The 17,698-nt window shown below is 66.1% G+C and carries 15 protein-coding genes; 2 read left to right on the forward strand and 13 right to left on the reverse strand.

What is annotated here, in order from left to right; all coding sequences use genetic code 11:
* Nucleotides 1-15: 15 nt before the first annotated feature.
* Nucleotides 16-381 (reverse strand): DUF4345 family protein, encoded by a 366-nt coding sequence (locus ACRCUN_RS12245; RefSeq protein ID WP_462141901.1) that lies wholly within the window; start codon nt 379-381, stop codon nt 16-18.
* 45 nt (nt 382-426) lie between these two features.
* Between ACRCUN_RS12245 and ACRCUN_RS12250 the strand changes: the two genes are divergently transcribed.
* A complete protein-coding gene (locus ACRCUN_RS12250) occupies nt 427-1,167 on the forward strand; it encodes an AraC family transcriptional regulator (RefSeq protein WP_462141902.1) in 741 nt (246 codons plus the stop codon).
* Nucleotides 1,168-1,261: 94 nt separating this feature from the next.
* Here ACRCUN_RS12250 and ACRCUN_RS12255 read toward each other — a convergent pair whose 3' ends face one another.
* Nucleotides 1,262-2,749 carry a flavin-containing monooxygenase gene (locus tag ACRCUN_RS12255; RefSeq protein WP_462141903.1) on the reverse strand — a complete coding sequence of 496 codons (1,488 nt, stop codon included), beginning with the start codon at nt 2,747-2,749 and terminating at the stop codon, nt 1,262-1,264.
* A 44-nt stretch (nt 2,750-2,793) separates the two neighbouring features.
* Nucleotides 2,794-3,765: an LLM class F420-dependent oxidoreductase gene (locus tag ACRCUN_RS12260; protein ID WP_462142046.1), complete on the reverse strand. Its 972-nt coding sequence runs from the start codon at nt 3,763-3,765 to the stop codon at nt 2,794-2,796.
* Between the two features lie 28 nt (nt 3,766-3,793).
* On the opposite strand from ACRCUN_RS12260, the gene ACRCUN_RS12265 reads away from it, so the two are divergent.
* Entirely contained in the window at nt 3,794-5,146 is a 1,353-nt protein-coding gene (locus tag ACRCUN_RS12265) for a flavin monoamine oxidase family protein (protein WP_462141904.1), read from the forward strand.
* A gap of 33 nt (nt 5,147-5,179) precedes the next feature.
* Here ACRCUN_RS12265 and ACRCUN_RS12270 read toward each other — a convergent pair whose 3' ends face one another.
* From ACRCUN_RS12270 to ACRCUN_RS12315, 10 genes are read right to left on the reverse strand one after another with little or no spacing between them, the layout of a single operon-like run.
* Nucleotides 5,180-5,806 carry a histone deacetylase gene (locus ACRCUN_RS12270; protein WP_462141905.1) on the reverse strand — a complete coding sequence of 209 codons (627 nt, stop codon included), beginning with the start codon at nt 5,804-5,806 and terminating at the stop codon, nt 5,180-5,182.
* Entirely contained in the window at nt 5,803-7,377 is a 1,575-nt protein-coding gene (locus ACRCUN_RS12275; RefSeq protein ID WP_462141906.1) for a peptide ligase PGM1-related protein, read from the reverse strand. Before ACRCUN_RS12275 ends, ACRCUN_RS12270 begins: the two co-directional genes overlap by 4 nt.
* Nucleotides 7,378-7,385: 8 nt before the next feature.
* Complete coding sequence (locus ACRCUN_RS12280; RefSeq protein ID WP_462141907.1) at nt 7,386-8,507, reverse strand: adenylate/guanylate cyclase domain-containing protein; 1,122 nt, start codon at nt 8,505-8,507, stop codon at nt 7,386-7,388.
* A complete protein-coding gene (locus ACRCUN_RS12285) occupies nt 8,507-8,902 on the reverse strand; it encodes a response regulator (protein ID WP_462141908.1) in 396 nt (131 codons plus the stop codon). The genes ACRCUN_RS12280 and ACRCUN_RS12285 overlap by 1 nt, the downstream gene beginning before the upstream one ends.
* Nucleotides 8,902-11,193, reverse strand: a complete 2,292-nt coding sequence (locus ACRCUN_RS12290) for an ATP-binding protein (RefSeq protein ID WP_462141909.1) — start codon at nt 11,191-11,193, stop codon at nt 8,902-8,904. The genes ACRCUN_RS12285 and ACRCUN_RS12290 overlap by 1 nt, the downstream gene beginning before the upstream one ends.
* Entirely contained in the window at nt 11,190-12,197 is a 1,008-nt protein-coding gene (locus ACRCUN_RS12295; protein ID WP_462141910.1) for an FHA domain-containing protein, read from the reverse strand. The genes ACRCUN_RS12290 and ACRCUN_RS12295 overlap by 4 nt, the downstream gene beginning before the upstream one ends.
* The gene (locus ACRCUN_RS12300) at nt 12,176-13,195 is read right to left on the reverse strand and encodes a PP2C family protein-serine/threonine phosphatase (RefSeq protein WP_462141911.1); all 1,020 of its coding nucleotides are present in this window, start codon (nt 13,193-13,195) and stop codon (nt 12,176-12,178) included. Before ACRCUN_RS12300 ends, ACRCUN_RS12295 begins: the two co-directional genes overlap by 22 nt.
* Nucleotides 13,192-15,393 (reverse strand): serine/threonine-protein kinase, encoded by a 2,202-nt coding sequence (locus ACRCUN_RS12305; protein WP_462141912.1) that lies wholly within the window; start codon nt 15,391-15,393, stop codon nt 13,192-13,194. The genes ACRCUN_RS12300 and ACRCUN_RS12305 overlap by 4 nt, the downstream gene beginning before the upstream one ends.
* Nucleotide 15,394: 1 nt before the next feature.
* On the reverse strand, nt 15,395-16,357 hold the full coding sequence (locus ACRCUN_RS12310) for a glutamate ABC transporter substrate-binding protein (protein ID WP_462141913.1): 963 nt from the start codon (nt 16,355-16,357) through the stop codon (nt 15,395-15,397).
* The gene (locus ACRCUN_RS12315; protein ID WP_462141914.1) at nt 16,354-17,613 is read right to left on the reverse strand and encodes a GlnX family signal transduction membrane protein; all 1,260 of its coding nucleotides are present in this window, start codon (nt 17,611-17,613) and stop codon (nt 16,354-16,356) included. The genes ACRCUN_RS12310 and ACRCUN_RS12315 overlap by 4 nt, the downstream gene beginning before the upstream one ends.
* Nucleotides 17,614-17,698 lie beyond the last annotated feature (85 nt).

Genomic DNA, 17,698 nt, shown 5'->3' on the forward strand with positions numbered 1-17,698 from the left:
CACTCGCCCAAGCCATCACGCCGCCCAGAACAACGCTGCTGCGCCAACTGCTTCGACCAGGCAATAGAACCAGTTGGGGTAGAACGCTGTCCGCTCATCGAACACCGCTGAGACGCCGCGGCCGAGCGCCATTCCCGCAAGCGCCGCGCCGACCGTGATCAGTATCCCGGTGCGTGTCTCCCCCGGTGTGACGGCCGCATAGGCCAGTGTTGCGGCGATGGCAAGGCCGAAACCGCCATACACCCCACGCACTTCCGCGCGAGACGCCGCCGTCTTGAGTGCGTAGTCGAACGGACGCAGAATCGCCTGCGGTGCCGCCAGCGCATAAATACCCATGCCGAGGAAGAACACCCCGACCACGACGATCACTGCGATTGCCACGCTGGCCTCCTGATCAGTTGTCCGCTCAGCATGCAGACTGAACCCATGACAGCGCTTCCACAAACCTGCTATCCAGCGGTGTGGCTGTGGCCGGGGCAGGCGCTTTACTCCGGGCCCAGCCTCGGGTTGGAACCGCACTCCGGATCGGCATGGTGCCTGGCGGTCGGCGTCGACACCCCGTTGATGGTGGCTGTGGATGGCGAGACAGTCGTCGCACGAACGGCGCTGATTCCGCCGCGATTGACCCACCACCTCGCGATGACCGGGCCGCTCGTGTCGTGCTACCTGGATCCGGCGTCACACCGCACGGCGTCGTGTCGGCAACAGTTCGACGAGATGCGTCATGGCATCGGTGTCGGTCACCGGGCCGAGGACGTGCTGCTGACCGCACCGGACGACGACGGTTCGGCGTTGCGCTGGTTGAACACCGCTGCGCCATCGGCGGTGCACGCTATCGACCCTCGAATCGAATTGGCGGCCAAGCAGATTCGAGATAACCCTGCCGCTGACGTGTCGGCACGCGAGTTGGCGGCCTCGGTGGGACTGTCCGAATCGCGGTTCCTGCATCTATTCCGGCAGGAAATCGGTTCGAGCCTGCGCCGCTATCGGCTGTGGAGTCGGCTGTTGCGGGCCGGCGCCGAGATCGCCGCCGGGCGAAATCTCACCACGGCCGCCGCCGAGGCGGGCTTCGCCAGCCCGTCACACCTCGCCGATCGGTTCAAGACGACGTTCGGGCTTTCGGCGACACAGCTTCTCGGGACGGGCTTGACGGTGCGGGTGCCCTGACGAGCGTGCGCGAAATGCTGCTGGGGCGCGGCGTGTTGAGCAACAGACACGCACGCTCGCGGTGCCAAGGTGCCAAGGTGCCAAGGGGATCGAACTAGGCGACGGACTGCGCGGCGGGGGCGCGGCCGAAGACCATCGACTCCTCGATGCGGTCGAAGCGGTGGTCGATGACATCGAGGACGTAGTTGTGCCGGACATGCCAGGGACGCCTGGTGCCAGATCGCGGCAACGCGTGTTCGGACCGCTGGATGTAGCCCGCCTCGAGGTCCCAGGTCCGTTTCTCCGGCATGGGCACCGCGCCCTTGTGCGGGTAGGCGTGGGTGTAGCCGTGAGAACCCATGTACGCCAACAGCTTCGCGACGGCCCGCGCGGTCATGTCGGCGCGCAGCGTCCACGACGCGTTGGTGTACCCGATGCACCACGCCATGTTCGGGACATCTTCGAGCAGGAATTCCTTGTAGACGAATCGTTCGGTCGGCTTGACCTCACTGCCGTCCACACGCAATGCGACGCCGCCGAGTGCCTGTAGTTGCAGACCGGTGGCGGTGACGATCACGTCGGCGTCGATGCGGTTGCCGGACTTGAGGACGATGCCGTCGGCGTCGACGTGGTCGATGTGATCGGTCACCACTTCGGTGCGGCCTTGGCTGATGTGCTCGAACAGGTCGCCGTCGAGCACCAGGCACATCCGCTGATCCCACGGGTTGTAGCGCGGCCTGAAATGCACGTCGACCGGATAGCCCGGCGGCAGCGCGGCCGTGTTCCGGTTGCGGATCAGCCAGCGCCCGGCCTTGGGTGCCTTGCGGAAGAAGAAGTACATCAACACGTGGACCATCGCGTTGCGGAACCGCACGACTTGATGAGACAGCCTGCGCGGCAACATTTTACGGATGGCCTGCACCATCGGATCGACCCGGGCCATCGACATCATGTAGGTCGGGGAACGCTGCAACATAGTCACGTGCCCGGCCTGCTTCGCGAGCGCCGGGATCAGGCTGATCGCCGTGGCGCCGCTACCGATGACGACGACGCGCTTGCCGGTGTAGTCCAGGGATTCGGGCCAGAACTGCGGGTGCACGACCTCGCCGTGGAAGTTCTCGACGCCGGGAAACTCGGGGGTGTATGGCTCGTCGTAGTTGTAGTAGCCGGTGCCGAAGAACACGAACCGCGCGCGGTAGTCCTTGGCTTGACCGTCCTGTTGGGTGTGCAGGGTCCAGGTGTCGGTCGTCGAGTCCCAATCCGCCGACAGCACATGGGTGTTGAACCGGATGTGCCGGTCGATGCCGTGCTTGTGGGCTGTCTGAACCAGGTACTCGCGAATGTCGGCGCCGTCGGCCACGTTCTCAGGCCGGGTCCACGGCTCGTACGGGTAGCTCAGTGTGAAGATGTCGCTGTCGGACCGAATGCCCGGGTACCGAAACAGGTCCCACGTGCCCCCGATGCGTGCGCGGCGTTCGAGCAGCGTGTAGGTCAGCCCCGGGCACTTCTCGTGGATGCGGTAGGCCGCGCCCAGTCCCGATATGCCCGCCCCGATGATGAGCACGTCCGAATATTCGGGGTCTCCGGGCTCGTTGGCACCCATGGCGAACCTCCTTTGGTCCCGCTGCGTACCACCACAGTAGGTGCTCAGGTGGCCAGCGCGTCAACGATCTGCGCGAGCGAATCCACCGCGATCGGACCCGGCTGATACAGACAGATCCGGTCGGACACGCCGGCGACGCGATCGGTGATGTGCGCGGCGATCTCAGCAGGGCTACCGCAGGCCGCGATGGTGTGCAGCACCTCGTCGTCGATCAGCGAACCCATCTCCAGCCAACGGCCCTGCTTGGACAGCGCGTTCAACTCGGGCTGCAGGTCACCCCAGCCGTGTACCTCCAACACCGGCCGATAGGCCGGAGTCGACCCGTAGAACGCCAGCAGCCGGCGTGCCGCGTCGTGATCGTCTCCGACCGACACGATGATCTCCGGCACGACGGCGAATGCCGCCGGATCGCGATCGGCCGCGGCCAGACCGGCCCGCACCGCAGGCATCGTCACCTCGTTCAAGAAGCGCTTGGAGCCGAACGGCATCACCAGCAGTCCATCGGCCAGCTCAGCGGTCGCCCGGGTGAGCCGAGGCCCGAGCGCACCGACATAGATCGGTGGCGGGCCGTACGGGTTTGCGCCCGGGCTGAACGTGGGCGTCATCAGGGTGTGCCGGTAGAACTCGCCCCGGAAGTCGAGCCGCTCGCCGGTTTGCCAGGCCGCGAAGATGGCTCGCAGCGCCCCGATGAGCTCGGTCATCCTGGCCACTGGCCGGTCGAAGTCGGCGCCGAACCGCTTCTCGATCTGGGTGCGGATCTGCGTGCCCAGCCCGAGGGTGAATCGGCCGCCGGACAGCAGCTGATGGTCGATCGCCTGGTGCGCCAGGTGAATCGGATTGCGCGGAAATGCGATTGCCACATTGGTCATGAGGTCGAGGCCACCCACCGTGGCGGCCAGTGTCAGCGGCGCGAACACGTCGTGCGGGCCTTCGAACGTGAACACCCCGCTCGCCCCGGCCTCTCGCAGTGCTTGCGCCCGCTCAATTGCATCCATCGGCCCGAACAACGCCGTCATGACCTTCACGCCGTGAGAGCCTAGTCACGTGAGCATTCCACCGAGTGCCGATGTCGTCATCGTGGGGGCCGGGTTCGCCGGTCTCTCAGCCGCCCGCGAATTGGTCCGCCGCGGACACAGGGTGGTGGTGCTCGAGGGTCGCGACCGGGTGGGTGGCCGCTCGTCGACCGCCACGATCGCCGGGGTGCCGGTGGACCTGGGCGGCACGTTCGTCGGCCCCACTCAGGATGCCGTCCTGGCCCTGGCGGCCGAGCTCGGCTGCCAGACCGTCCCCACCTACAGCCGCGGTAAGAACTTGATCCGCTGGCACGGCAAGGTGCGGTCCTACCGCAGCACGATCCCGCGACTGTCGATCCTGGAACTGCTCGACGTGTCCCGCATCCAGTGGCGATTCGAGCGCTTGTGCCGCGGTATCCGCGTCGACGAGCCATGGAGCGGTCCGCAGGCGCACAAGCTCGACAAGATCAGCTTGGAACGGTGGCTGCGCTCGCTGCATGCGAGCGCGTCGACGCGGAATCTGATGGCGATCATGTCGCGAGTCACGTGGGGCGCCGAACCGGAAGCGGTTTCGATGCTGCATGCCGTGCGTTATGTGAAGGCTGCCGGCGGGCTCGACCGGCTTCTCGACGTCAAGGGCGGTGCGCAACAGGACCGGTTCCCCGAGGGAACACAGCAGATCGCCGTGCGCATGGCTGATGAGCTGGGCGACCGCGTCGTGCTCGGGGCGCCCGTTGAGCGGATCGAGCGGCTCGTCGACGGTACGGTGGCGGTCAGTTGCCCGGGCGGCCATGTGAGCGCGCAGGCGGTGATCGTGGCGATCGCACCGCAACACCGCACCGCAATCGAATTCGACCCGCCGCTGGCTGAACAGTACGACCAGGTGGCGGCGCACTGGCCGCAGGGCAGCCAGAGCAAGGCGTACGCGGCTTACGACCGCCCGTACTGGCGCGCCAACGGCTGCTCAGGTGAGGCGCTCTCCGACGAGGGTCCGGTGTTCATCACGTTCGACGTCAGCCCCGGCGACGACGGCCCCGGGATCCTGCTCGGTTTCACCGACTCCCGATCGTTCGACGAGCTGCCGCCCGAGCAACGCCGCGAGCAGGCGCTTGCCGGCTTCGCCGCGCTGTTCGGTGATGCCGCCCTCAAGCCCATCGACTACGTCGATCACTGCTGGGGTACAGAGCAATTCGCGCCGGGCGGGCCCACCGCCGCAGTGCCGCCACTCGCCTGGACCAACTACGGTTGCTGGCTGCGTACGCCGGTCGACGGGATCTTCTGGGCCGGCACCGAGACCGCCGACCACTGGACCGGATTCCTCGACGGCGCCGTACGGTCCGGCCAGCGGGCGGCCGGTGAGGTGGCCGAGCGGCTGAGGAGCTGACGTGCAGAGCTGGCCGGTCGGCGTCGGGATGGGTCACCGGCGGTCGTCCAGCGCGATTATCCGCCTGACGGACCAGGCCGCGCTGACCCCGGGCGCATCATGCAGATACTGCGCACGCTCACGCGAAGTCCAAGCGAACGCTTCTGCGAGTCCGCAGAGAATCGTCCGCAGATAGGCCGCAGACGGCGGGGCGGGCTCGAGGTTTCGTAGCGAAGTCAGGGTGAACATGGGCATCCCATCCCGGTCGCCGACGTGCATCAACGTCTCGTAACCATCGGCAGAGAGCGCCCATCGGCGATGGCGGCCATGGCCGAGCACCAGGTCGTGGCCGACCGCGCGCCGCCGTTCCTGCGCTACCACGTCACTGAGCTGCCCAAAGGTGAGTACATAGGCACGCGCGGCGAGTTCGCCGTCCGCATCGGGGTTGTAGAAAGCCATGCCACCGCCCCACACCCTGGATCTGCCCGCGAACCACAGGCAGCCAGGCAGGCTGACCCCGACGACTCGGCGGGGCGGCGACATGTCCCGGCAACCCAGGTAGGTACGGGAGGCACCGCGTGGCCGCCCTCCCGCGATGTAGCACGCGAGCCGCGCTGCGCGCATGTTGGACCCGTACGCGACATACCAGACCGGATCACCGGTACTCAGCCGGATGTTCAACTGCCGAGCAGTCCGTCCGCGAGGGCGAGCTCCGCCTCCTGCAGGATGACTGCCTGCGCCTCCTCGTATATCCGACGGGTGTCTTCCGGGTTGTCTCCGACAGCGGTCAGGCCGATCCGGCCGCATTCGGTGAGACAGCTGATCATGTGGAACACCACGCCACTACGGCGGGACTGATCGAAATGTAGCCCGTGGTTGACGATGACCTCGAACAGTTCGGCGACCGTCAGCGCCTTGAGCCGGTCGTCCTCGAGGTGGTCGGTCGCGATCAGATACTTGGCGCTGCCACCGGGCGTCAGGAATACACCGCGTTCTCCGTCGTAGCTTCCGTCGGTGAGGAACTGCAGCGTGAGGAACGGGTGGGTGGTGCCGCCCTTCCGGAGATTCAGCTCTATCGCATACGGCGACCATGTTCCCCGGTCATCTTGGACGACAACGAAATCCACCGCGAACCTGCCGAGCACCCCGAGCTGCGCGAGATGCCGCCCGATCACCATCGCCGGCTCAGCGATGGCTGCCGCGTAGCCGGGGTCCGCCGGAAACACGCAGCCGAGGTATTTCTGACCGCTCTTGCCGCCAAGGAGTTGATCGTGGGTGGACAGCAGCTCCACGGTGCCGTTCGGCAGCACCCGCATCTGAACGCTAGGGCTCGTCAACGCGACGCCCGTGACCCGTTCCTCGACGATTCCACCGTGTTCGGCGAACGCGGCGAGGTAGACATCGAGTGCGAGATTCTCCGCCTCCAATTGCATCCCGAGTACGCGCTCGGCGATGGTGGCTGCCTCATCTGCCGCACCGATGTCGGGCAGGCCGCCGAGGTCGACGAGGGCATTGCCGGAGCCGGACACCCCTTCGTTGAGTTTCACGATCGCCTGGGTGAGCGACGGCCGCCGCCTCCGCATGCTCTGCACACCGGCCACGATGTCCTCGACCGTGTGCAGATCCTCCGCACCGACCGGGCATCGCACCGCGAGTTCCTCGAACATCCTGCGGCATCCGGTCTTACTTCCGAGTTCGGCCAACCGGGGATCGGCCCCATACATCGGGATGCCGAAGATCAGCGCGAGATCCCGCTCCATCGCTGTCGTGTTGTACGGAATCAGATGGCTGCGGGCCACATTGGGAATCAGCGACCGGATCTCACGCATGAGTCGCGGTCTGGCGAGCAGCTTGGCGCTTAGCGGCTGAGGTGACGCGTCCCCGACCGCGACCATGGTGAGCCGCGCCCTGGCATGACTGGGGATGACGCCCGGCAACAACCCGAGGTAGTACTCGATGATCGCCTCGGATACCGGCTGCGAGGTCACGTAGATCATGCGAAGCTGAGGTTGCCGCAGCAGCAACAGCAAGAACAGCGCGCGCTCTTCCATTGCCTGTATGAGCGTGCCGCTCTTGGGAGTTGGTCCCTCGATGCTGATCGACGGAACCACGACCACCGATTCATCGTCGAAGCCGAGGCGCATCGCCTCCCACACCGCCGGCATCGCCCGCTGCAGTTCGTCGAAGCGACGGTATCGTTCGGCATCATCGAGCTGCGACAGTGGTCGCGCCGGAGCGTCTACCCGGGTCATGGCAACTCCTATCCGTTGTCCGGTTCTTGCTTCAGAGCACTGACGTTGTGAACTCGCACCGAACGGCTGAATCCCTTGGGCTGCAGGTCACCGACCAGCTCCGACACCGAAACGTGTTCGGCCGCAGCCAACACCCGGTCCGTGACGAGCACCTGCCAGGGACCGGCCTCCGAGCACAGCCGGGCAGCCAGGTTGGTGACGCTGCCGATCGCCGAGTAGTCGAATCGTCCCTCGAAGCCGATCCTGCCCAGCGTCGCGAAGCCTTGCGCGATACCCATTCCGAGGGCGAGGTCATGGCCCCTACGCAACCAGCCGCCGGCAAGGTCCCGCACCACGTCACGGATTCCTATCGCCATCCTGACGGCGCGTTCGGCCGCGTCGTCGCACGGGATCGGGTCGTTGAAGAAAACCATGACGCCGTCACCGGTGAACCGTTCGAGGGTGCCTTCGTATGCGTGAACCAAACTTCCCATCTCGCGGTGGTATTCGGCGAGCACGCCCATCACCTCTTCGGGCTCGCTGGTTTCGGCGAAGGGGGTGAAGTTCCTGAGATCTGCGAAGAAGACCACGATCTCGCGACGGTGGCTACGCAGCAGTTCTTCGTCGCCGACCACAAGATCGGCCAGTTGCGGTGACAGGAAATGTCTTAGGCGGTTGGTGCGTTCCAACTCGGACACCTGCCGCGCGACCCGCGTTTCGAGCTCGGCATTCCAGGCGGCCAATTCGTCGGCCTGCCGTTGGATGGTGTCGTGATACCGCTTGATCCGCGCCAGCGATGACACGCGGGCCAGGAGTTCGTTCTGGTCGAACGGTTTGTTGACGAAGTCGTCGGCTCCCGACTGGAGGGCGGCGAGGCGTTGTTCACTTCCGCTGGCGGTGATCATCACCACTGGAAGGAATTCCGTCGCCGGAGTGGCGCGGATCTTGCGGCACACCTCATGTCCGTCCATCCCGGGCATCACGATGTCGAGCAGCACCACGTCGACGTCCTCGGTGCCCAGTAGCGCGAGTGCGTCGGCCCCGGACATCGCGGTGAGTACCCGATGCCCGCGTGGTGTGAGAACTGCGTCGAGGAGCTTGAGGTTGGCCGGTTGATCGTCGACGGCCAGCACGGTAACGGGGGTGTCCATCACCGTCTCCTGTCCGTTGCTTCTTCGGCGCCGGCCAAGAACGCCGCGACCTGACCCGGCAGTGCTCGCACACTGATCGGTTTCTCGACAAACCCGTCGAAACCCGCCACAGATGCTCGCTCCCGGTCCTCGGCCATCGCGAAGGCGGTGACCGCGACGACCGGGATCGCCGGCCCACAGCTGCCCTGCCTCAATCTGTGCAGTGTCTCGGTCCCGTCGATGCCCGGGAGTTGAAGATCCATCAACACCAGATCGGGACGATGTTCCTCGGCGACTCGCAGACCCTCTTCCCCGGAACTGGCCTCGAAGACGTCATAGCCGGCGAACCGGAGGACGTCACGGACGAGTTTGAGGTTCAACGGATTGTCCTCGACCACGAGGATGCGCCGGCCCATCAGGCCGGCTCCGCGGCGCTGTGGCCGGAATCCGGCCAATCGAAGCTGGCCGCGCGCCGCAGTGTGTCCAGAAATTCGTTGCGGCCGATGGGCTTTCGCAGATACGCGGTCGCACCACTGGCAAGGCCGCGGACCCGATCGTCGACGGCTGAGGCAATGACCACCGGGATGTCGGTGGTGGCGGGACCGGCCTTGAGTTCGCCGAGCACCTGCCAGCCGTCGAGCCGGGGCAGCTTGATGTCGAGCACCACCGCCGCGGGAAGCACTCGCCGGACCAGCGCAAGCCCAGCCGCGCCGTCTTTCGCGCGCAGGATCCGCACCGGGACGCCGTCGAGGTAGGCGGACATGAGATCCAGTGATGCCCGGTCGTCGTCGACCAGAACCACGACGGGAAACTCGCCATGGTCGGAATCAGCGCCATCGCCGCGCTCGGCAGGCAGCCCTGGAATCGAGAAGCCGAATGTGCTTCCGACGCCTGGGGTGCTCTCCAGCCACATCTGACCGCCGAAGAGCCCGACGATGCGCCGGCACAGCGTCAATCCGAGGCCGGTGCCTTCCTCCTTCGCCGGGCCCCTGCGACCTTGTTGGAAGGACTCGAATATCCGCTCCTGATCCTCTGCAGCCACTCCGATTCCCGTGTCGCTCACCGTGACCCGTAACTGCGTCCCATCGCGGTCTGCGCGTATCGTGACATTGCCGCCGTCCGGCGTGAATTTCACCGCGTTCGAGGCCAGGTTGAGCACGACCTGTTTGAAGCGCAGCTCGTCGGCCTCAATTGTGTCGAGATCATCGGCGACCTCCACTGTCACCGTGATGGCATGCATCGCCGCGCGCTCCCGGATCATCGTCAGCGTGTACTCCAGCGCTCCGGCGATGCTGAACTCACTGGGATCGAGAACCATGTGCCCTGCTTCGACCTTCGACAGGTCCAAGATCTCGTTGAGCAGTTCGAGCAGGTGCCGGCCGGAATTGCGAATGTCTCGCAGGTACTCGTCTTGTCGCTCGTTGAGTTCGCCGAACATCCGGTCCAGCAGCACTTCGGAGAAACCGATCACCGCGTTCAGCGGGGTGCGTAACTCGTGGGACATACTGGCCAGAAATTCCGACTTGTGCTGGCTCGCGATCTCGAGCTCCCTGGTCTTGGTCTCCAGCTCCCGGAACAGGCGGGCGTTGACAATGGCCAGCGCCGACTGGCTGGCGAAGGTCTCCAGCATCTCGGTCACATCGGAAGGAAAACGACCGGTGCCGCGACGCCGGACCACCAAGACACCGACCATCGTGTCGCCACGCAGCATCGGGACCGCGAGCAGCGACCGCCAGCCGTCGTTCAGCATGATCTCGACATAGGGATCTGCCTCCGTCGCCGCAAGGTCGGGGATTTCCAGTAGCCGGTGTTGCAGTGCGGTTCTTCCCAATTGCGTCGATTCGCGGTCGATCGTGATCGCACGCAGCTTGGCGATCAGGTCCGGGCTGCTGCCGAACGCCGCGCGGACCTCGAACCAATCGCTGGACTCGTCGTACTCCAGTATCGATCCACCGTCGGTGCTCAGGGTGATATCGCCGAAGCCGAGATTCGTCAGCCGTACTGCATTGCTTACGATCTGGTCGAGCACCTCGTCGAGGTCCAGACTCGATCCGACGGCCTCTCCCACCTCCCTTAAGGCCTCCAACTGTGTCACCTTGCTGGCCAACTCGGAACCTCTGGCCTCGAGCGAGCGCATCAGATTGACCTGCCGCAGCACGATCGCACCCTGAACAGCGAACTCCTCCAACAACTCTCGCTCGCGGACGTTGAACGGTGCGACGTCGGTACGCCACATGGACAGCACGCCGACGACCTCGTCCTGAAGGATCATCGGTGTGGACAGGAGGGTGCGAAAGCCCGCGAGGCGCTGCAGGTCGTGGCGTCCGTAGTCGGCATCGGTGAGAACGTCAGGAATCTGGTGGGTGCACCTGTCCTCGGCCGCACGCCCAACGGTGGACGACCGGCTCCTGGCTATCGGGTGGTGCTGCAGATATCTGCGGTACTCCTCGGGCGTCTCGCCGCCCACGCGCGAGAGCCGGAAGACTCCGTCCTCCAACAGGAACAATTGCGCAGCACGCGCACCGCACAGGCGTGCCGCGTACTCGACGATGGTGTCCAGTACCTCACCCGGATTCGCGGCAGAACGACCGAGTGCCGCAAGGATCTCCCGGCTCGCCGCCGACTGGTGGCGTGCATCGCGCAACTCGCGGTGTTTCGCGAAGGATGCTCGCGACGTACGGGACGTGCGTTCACTGCGATCGGTCACGGTCCCTCCGTTCCAGCCGGGGGCGGGGCACCAGCCTGCCGAATCGTGATCGTTGTCCATGCGCCGACATGGATGCGGTCGCCGTCGGTGAGTGACACCTCTTCGCCGTAGCCAAGACGGTCGTCGGACTCGTTGAGAGTGGTGCCGTTGGTCGAACCGAGATCCGTGACCGTCACGGAATTCTCGTGGCATCGCAGCAGCGCATGTCGGGTGGATACGCCCCGGTCCGCTGGATGGGTACCGAGGTCGATCGCCGGTTCCACACCCTGATCGCGGTTGCGCCTGCCGATCAACATGCTGTCGCGCAAAGTGATTCGACGCTCCGGGAAGGACGACGGGAACTCAACGATGTCCGGCCCGCCGCGTGCCAGCACCCGTTCGTAGAATTCCCGATCGGCAACGACGACGGCGATCCAGCCGACCGTGCCGTTCGCCGAGCACGCATCGAGCGCCATCTCGTCAAGTCCTTGACGGCTGAGCTGAGCTGTTCCGGTCCGTTCGCCCCGTTCGATCGCCTTGTCCAGCAGCTTCGCCGTACCGGTGTAGTGCCCGACCCGGCGGCTGATCACGGCCGACAACGCCGTATCGGCCGTCCACACTGCCCGCACCAACCCCTCGCCCAAAACCTGGTCCCCCGCAACAACGCTCACCCGGGCGGCGAGCTTCTCTCGGCCGACCGCGGCCGGTTGGACCTCGATACGGATGTGGTAGTCCCGATCCTCGGCGACTCTGGAGCCCAGCGGGTATTCCCCGGTCCGATCGTCCGCGTCGATCCGTCGGCACGTGAGATCTTCAACCGTGGGTGCGACCTGCTTGACGAACTCGATCCCTGCGCCTGCCGGTGTCCACAACCGCAGCCTCAGATCGGGATTCGGCATGTCCATCGATGTGCGCCCTGTCGTCGCGCGGACACTGACGATCGCGTCGACCGTGCCCGCGCCGTCGGCGAGGTAGGGGTTGTGGTCGACGTCGACCGAAATGGTCAGCGCTTCATCCGAGCCCATGACCGTTCTCCGATCGGGATCACCACGACCGTGATGTTGTCCTCGCCACCGGCCCGCATCGCGTGGTCGATGAGTCGATGCGCCACCCTCGTCGTGTCGAGATCGGTGCACATCCCCGCGATGTCGTCGGCACGCGGCAGGTAGTTCCAGAAGCCGTCGGTGCAGATCAACAACGCACCGGCGCACGCCGGTGTGAAAGTGCGCACGTCGGAATCCGACCATGGCTCGGCTTCGGCGCCCTCGCCTAGCCACCTGGTCAGCGTGTGCGCGCCGCGACGTACCTCTTCCGAGTCCTGCGGCGTGCCGACACTGAGCAGCTCCTGCGCCACCGAGTCGTCGACGGTCAGCAATTGGGCTTGCGCTGGGGGTTCCGGAAGCCAGTACGCCCTGCCGTCGCCGATATTGCCGACCGCGATGACCACGTCGCCTGCCGCCGATCTGACGGCCACCGCCCCGGTGTAGGTGCACGACGGTCCCGCGTGGCCGGACTGTCCCACCCGCACAGCGGCTTTCGCTGCGGCGGCGAGCCCGGACAACACCGTGTCGCGGGGTTGATCGGCCGCGGACAGCGCGGTGAGCATCGCGTCCACGCCCGCCATCGAGGCCGCGACCGCGGCGGTCTGGGCGTCGCGCGAAGTCGATACCCCGTCACACACTGCGACAGCGATCGCATACGGCCGATCGAAGCCGTGTCCGGTCATGATCCCGGCCGCGGCGGCGTCCTCGTTGTGTGCGTGCTGCAAACCGCGGTCCGTGACGAGCGCAACGCCGCCGAGTTCGGCCACCGCTCGATCGGATTCGCCGTGCCGATCACCGGCCTCGACGCGGGACGCAGCGTGAAGATCGGCAGCGCGCCGGGGTATGGCAACTCGCCGAACGTCTAACAGCAGCGCGCCGCAGCTTTCGCAGAACTGGTCGGCGTGCCGCACAGTCGCAGCGCATCGTGGGCACGCCTGGTTGCCGGGCGCCGTGATGTCTGCGAGGTCGGGACCTGTCATATCCGTGTCCTCGGTCTGATCGCATTTGCTTTTTCCACCAACGCTATTCGCGCCCACCCGTCATCTGTCGCGCGTGCCAGATCGCGATAGCAGCGTTCCATGCCGGTGCGGACACCCGCTTCGTCGAACTCGGCGTCGAGTAATCGCGGTGCCTTCGCATCGTGCCCAGCCCGTAGCCAGCCCAACGCCGCATCGAATATCGACAGCCGGACGGCTGCCCGTTTGGTGACGGATTCCAGCTTCAGCGCCGCCGCCCGGCCTCCGGCGTCGAGGAGTGTCTGCTCATCCAGGTGCTCGGGCGTCCGGCCGTCCAACAGGATGTCGATCGCGGTCTCTCCCGCGGCGGTGAAATGCGCCGAGGACGAGGGAATCTGGTCCAGTGCGGTGATGGCATCGGCGCGGTCTCCCCCGCGCCTACGCTCTCGTGCCAGACCGAATGCGGCGCTGTAGTAGCTGTGTTCGGTCCGCCAGATCGTCTCGTAGTACCGCGCGGCTTCGGCGTGCGCCCCGCGCAGCTCGGCGGTGGCGCCGAGCGCGAGTTTGGGGCCGAGTTCGCCCGGCAGCATCGCCAGGACCGACTCGAAATCTACGGCGGCCTGCTCGAAGTCGCCCTCGACGAGGGCACACTGACCTCGATACCACGGCAGCCGCCAGTCGCCGGGCACCACAGACTCCAGTTCTGCCAGGCGTTTCCTGGCGTCTTTCGGGGAGCCGGTCTCGAGTGCCGCGCGGACCAGTCGCAGTGGAACCTCGACCGACGAATTGTCGCCCTGATGTGCGCCGCCCCTCGCCAGCTGGAGAGCGTGCTCCAGCTGATCGGGCGGCGTGCCACTCGTCGTGGCGAGCAACGCGGCGCCTGCGTCGCTCGGGTCGACGACGGGAACCGGCAACGCCGCAATGACAGCAGCAGGGTCAACGAGAACATCTGGCCCGACGCCGTAGACCGTCCGCTGTGGGCTGAAGTGGTTCGACATCCGTGGTCGCGCAACCCCGGTGTCGGCGGCCACGATCTCATGCAGCACTCCGGTCAGCTGGTCGGCCATCTCTGCCATCGACGGGAAACGTCGCCGGGGATCACGGTCCGTGGCCCGTAGGATCGCCCGGTACAACGAATCGTGCCGCGCAAGGACCGACACCTCCTCGGGCCCGGGCAACTGCTCGACGAGCCGGCCGTTCGTCTGAGGGACATCCATCACCAGAACAGCCAGCGTGCGCCCGACCGTATAGACGTCACTGGCGATGGTCGGGCCGGTCATCGCGATCTCCGGCGCCTGGTAGCCGATCGTCCCGTAGATCGAGCACTCGTCGTCGTCCATGGCGACCACGGCACCGAGATCGATGAGTTTGAGTTGCTCGTCGGTCTGCATCACGTTGTCAGGTTTGAAGTCGCAGTAGGCGAATCCCTGGGTGTGCAGGTAATCGAGCGCCGACGCGATCTCGACCATGTAGGCGACCGCCTGGTCGGGAGGCAATGGTGCGTTGCGCGCCTTGCGGATTTGTTTGAGCGATGTGCCGCCGACGTACTCCATGACGATGTAGCCGACTGGCGTGGCGGCTGCGGTGTCCATGTGCTCGACGAAGTTGTAGATCCGGACGATATTCGGATGTTCCACCTCGGCGAGCGTGAAAACCTCGGCAGCAGCGGCGGCCATGGCATCGGCGTCGCCCGAGTTGATCAGGCCCTTGAGTACCACCCAGCGATCACTGACGTTGCGGTCGATCGCCAGATAGATCCAACCGAACCCGCCGTGTGCGATGCAGCCTTGCACCTCGTACTGCCCGCCGACCAGGTCACCACGAGACAGTTTGGGAATAAACGAATATCGAGTCCCGCACTGCGGGCAGAAACCCTCGACCCGACCGGGTCGCCCGTCGTTGCCACGCCCTACCGGGAGCCGGCAGACCGGGTTGCCGCAGAACCGGTTTCGTTCGGGCACCTGCGGATCGGCGAGGATCGCGGCGGCCGGATCACCTCGTGGGACAGGCGGGATGGTGATCACTCCGGCGCCGAGGCGGCCTCGGCCGCCGCCGGACCGAGACGATCCGGCACGCGCCGCCCTCGCCTGGCGCGCCCGCACACTGCCTGCCGCCGCAGTCGGCTCGGGTTCCTGATGGCCGGCGTTGGTGGGCGCGGTGCCGCACAGGTCGCAGTAGCCGTCGACCACGGCCCCGTCGCAGCCCGCCTCGGCGCACTTCATCTCAGTCCTCATACCGTGCCGTCGGCGGGCCCGGAGAGGGCCCCAGGCTGCTCAACCGTGCTCGGTAGAGACGTTCCCACGTTCCGTCGGCACGTATCCGGGCGAGCACACCGTTGACGAACCGCACGAGGTCCCGATGGTCCTTGCCGATTCCCACACCGTAGGGTTCGACGCCGAGGCCGGCACCGACCAACTTCACGTTCGGGTCCTGTTCGGCAAGCCCGGCCAGCACGGCGTCGTCGGTGCTGATCGCGTCAACCTGGCCCTGCTGCAACATCACCAGACAATCGGTCCAGCTGTTCACCCCGATCACGATTGGCCTCGGGTTGAGCGCGAACAGCGTTGGCAGTGACGTGGTTCCCCACACCGCGCACACCTGCTTGCCGGAAAGCGCTGCGGCTGAATCGATTCCAGATCCCTCAAATGTGAGTATCCGTTGCGTGGCGTGGTAGTACGGCGTCGAGAATGCGACCGAGCGTTTGCGGTCGCACGTGATCGAGTACGTTCGGACCACCAGATCCACTTCACCCGACTGCAACGCGTATTCCCGTCGGTTCGCTTCGACCACGCGCGGATCGATGCGGTCCGGATCACCGAAGATGTCGCGGGCGATCTCGCGTGCCACGTCGATGTCGAAGCCTTCCAACTGTCTCGATGACGGGTTGCGGAACCCGAACAGATACGTGTTCTGATCGACCCCGACGATCAACCGCCCACGCTGTGCGATCGCCGCCATCGTCGAGCCGGGCGGCATGGCACCGGGTGTGGGCGCAGGGCCCGGCCGCAAGCTTGCTTCGCGATCGCATTCGGTGTTCGGCGCCGCGGGCGCAGACGTGACCTCCTGGGCACCGGCCGGCCGGACATCGACCGGTGCCACCGTGACCGCCTCCGGTGTGGACGACGGCGTTCCGCATCCGGCTGACAGCGCCATCGCGATCGACGCGGCCGCGATGCGCGCTCTCACACGAACTCCTTGAGCCGTGGCCACAGTCCTGTTACGGCAGCGCCGGCCGCAAACCCCATCAGCACGAGCGTTCCGGTCGGACTCCACGCCAACCATCCCCCGGCGGCGGACACACCGTCGCGCAATGTGGCGCGGCTGCGTTCCATCTCGGTCCGCAGACTGGATTCGACAAGGGTGAACTGCCCGGCGGAGCCGCGCGGGTCGGGCCCGATCGCCAATCCGACGGCGCCGGCATAGTCCCCGCTTTGATAGGCCTCTACCTGCCTGCGGTGACTGTCCGCCCAGCCTTGCACCGCTTCCCCGGCGGCAGACGACGCCGTGCCGAGCAGTACGCCCAGGTTCTCAAGATGGCCGTTGAACGATTCCTCTCCTGCGGTGATGTCACCGTGCGCGATCAGCTGCAACGTCTCGTCGGTTCTGGCTTGCTGGGCGAGTATGCGTGCCTTGGCGAGCTGCCCGAACATCTCGGTGCCCTCGGTACGACTCTTCTCGATGTCACCCGCGGCCAGCCGAGTGGCCACGACGACCCACGCCACGACCGCCAACACCGTGACCGCCGCGACGACGAGACCGACGTTGAACTGACGGTTGGTGCGGGCCGCAACAACCACCGAGCCGAGGACGATCGAGACTACAGCGAGCCCGAGGAGTACGAGACCCGCCGTGGGCGTGGAGCCGACGACACGCTGGTTTGCGTCAACCTCGGCGAGATTGCGGGTGTGGATCCTCTCCGCGCCGGGCAGCAGCGCCGACTGCATCAACGACGAAGCCTCCCGCAGGTACGCGGAACCGATCGGGAACCCCTGAAGATTGTTCGCCCGGGCAGATTCGACCAATCCCGCGTACGCGGCCAGTTGGACCGCGATTTCGGCGACCGCGGTGCGGGTCTCGATGTCGGCCGATCCCGCGGTGGCATCCGCGAGAGCCGCCGACGCGTCGGCCAGTGCCTGCTGATAACGCTCTCGCATGGGACCTGTCTCGTTGCTCGACAAGAACTCTGACGCAGCGGCCGCATCGGCGGCAGACAGCGCGGCGTAGAGATTCTGCGCGGCGTACGCGAACGGTTCGGAGTGGGTGAGTATCGCGTCGCGCTCGGCGAGCCGACCGCCGAGTTGCGCCGCGGACACCACACCGGCGATGACGCACAACGTCGCGACGGCTATCGCGACCATGCCGACGATGCCGGGAGTCGTCCGGGCGAAGCGGCGCAACCACTCCACGGATGCCCGCACATCCGGCCTGAGAGGAGTACCCATACCGATCACCCGTCTCTAACGACGCGATCGTAACCGCGGACGGTGCAACCGAAGCTGGCATTGAACCGATCGACGCCGTCGATCC

It is taken from the genome of Mycobacterium venezuelense (assembly GCF_054919535.1).

Bases quoted from the DNA above. Each gene is read 5' to 3' on its own strand.
- ACRCUN_RS12250 (WP_462141902.1), top strand. From the start codon at position 427: ATGACAGCGCTTCCACAAACCTGCTATCCAGCGGTGTGGCTGTGGCCG.
- ACRCUN_RS12255 (WP_462141903.1), bottom strand. From the start codon at position 2,749: ATGGGTGCCAACGAGCCCGGAGACCCCGAATATTCGGACGTGCTCATC.
- ACRCUN_RS12260 (WP_462142046.1), bottom strand. From the start codon at position 3,765: ATGACGGCGTTGTTCGGGCCGATGGATGCAATTGAGCGGGCGCAAGCA.
- ACRCUN_RS12275 (WP_462141906.1), bottom strand. From the start codon at position 7,377: ATGACCCGGGTAGACGCTCCGGCGCGACCACTGTCGCAGCTCGATGAT.
- ACRCUN_RS12280 (WP_462141907.1), bottom strand. From the start codon at position 8,507: ATGGACACCCCCGTTACCGTGCTGGCCGTCGACGATCAACCGGCCAAC.
- ACRCUN_RS12285 (WP_462141908.1), bottom strand. From the start codon at position 8,902: ATGGGCCGGCGCATCCTCGTGGTCGAGGACAATCCGTTGAACCTCAAA.
- ACRCUN_RS12295 (WP_462141910.1), bottom strand. From the start codon at position 12,197: ATGGGCTCGGATGAAGCGCTGACCATTTCGGTCGACGTCGACCACAAC.
- ACRCUN_RS12300 (WP_462141911.1), bottom strand. From the start codon at position 13,195: ATGACAGGTCCCGACCTCGCAGACATCACGGCGCCCGGCAACCAGGCG.
- ACRCUN_RS12305 (WP_462141912.1), bottom strand. From the start codon at position 15,393: ATGAAGTGCGCCGAGGCGGGCTGCGACGGGGCCGTGGTCGACGGCTAC.
- ACRCUN_RS12315 (WP_462141914.1), bottom strand. From the start codon at position 17,613: ATGGGTACTCCTCTCAGGCCGGATGTGCGGGCATCCGTGGAGTGGTTG.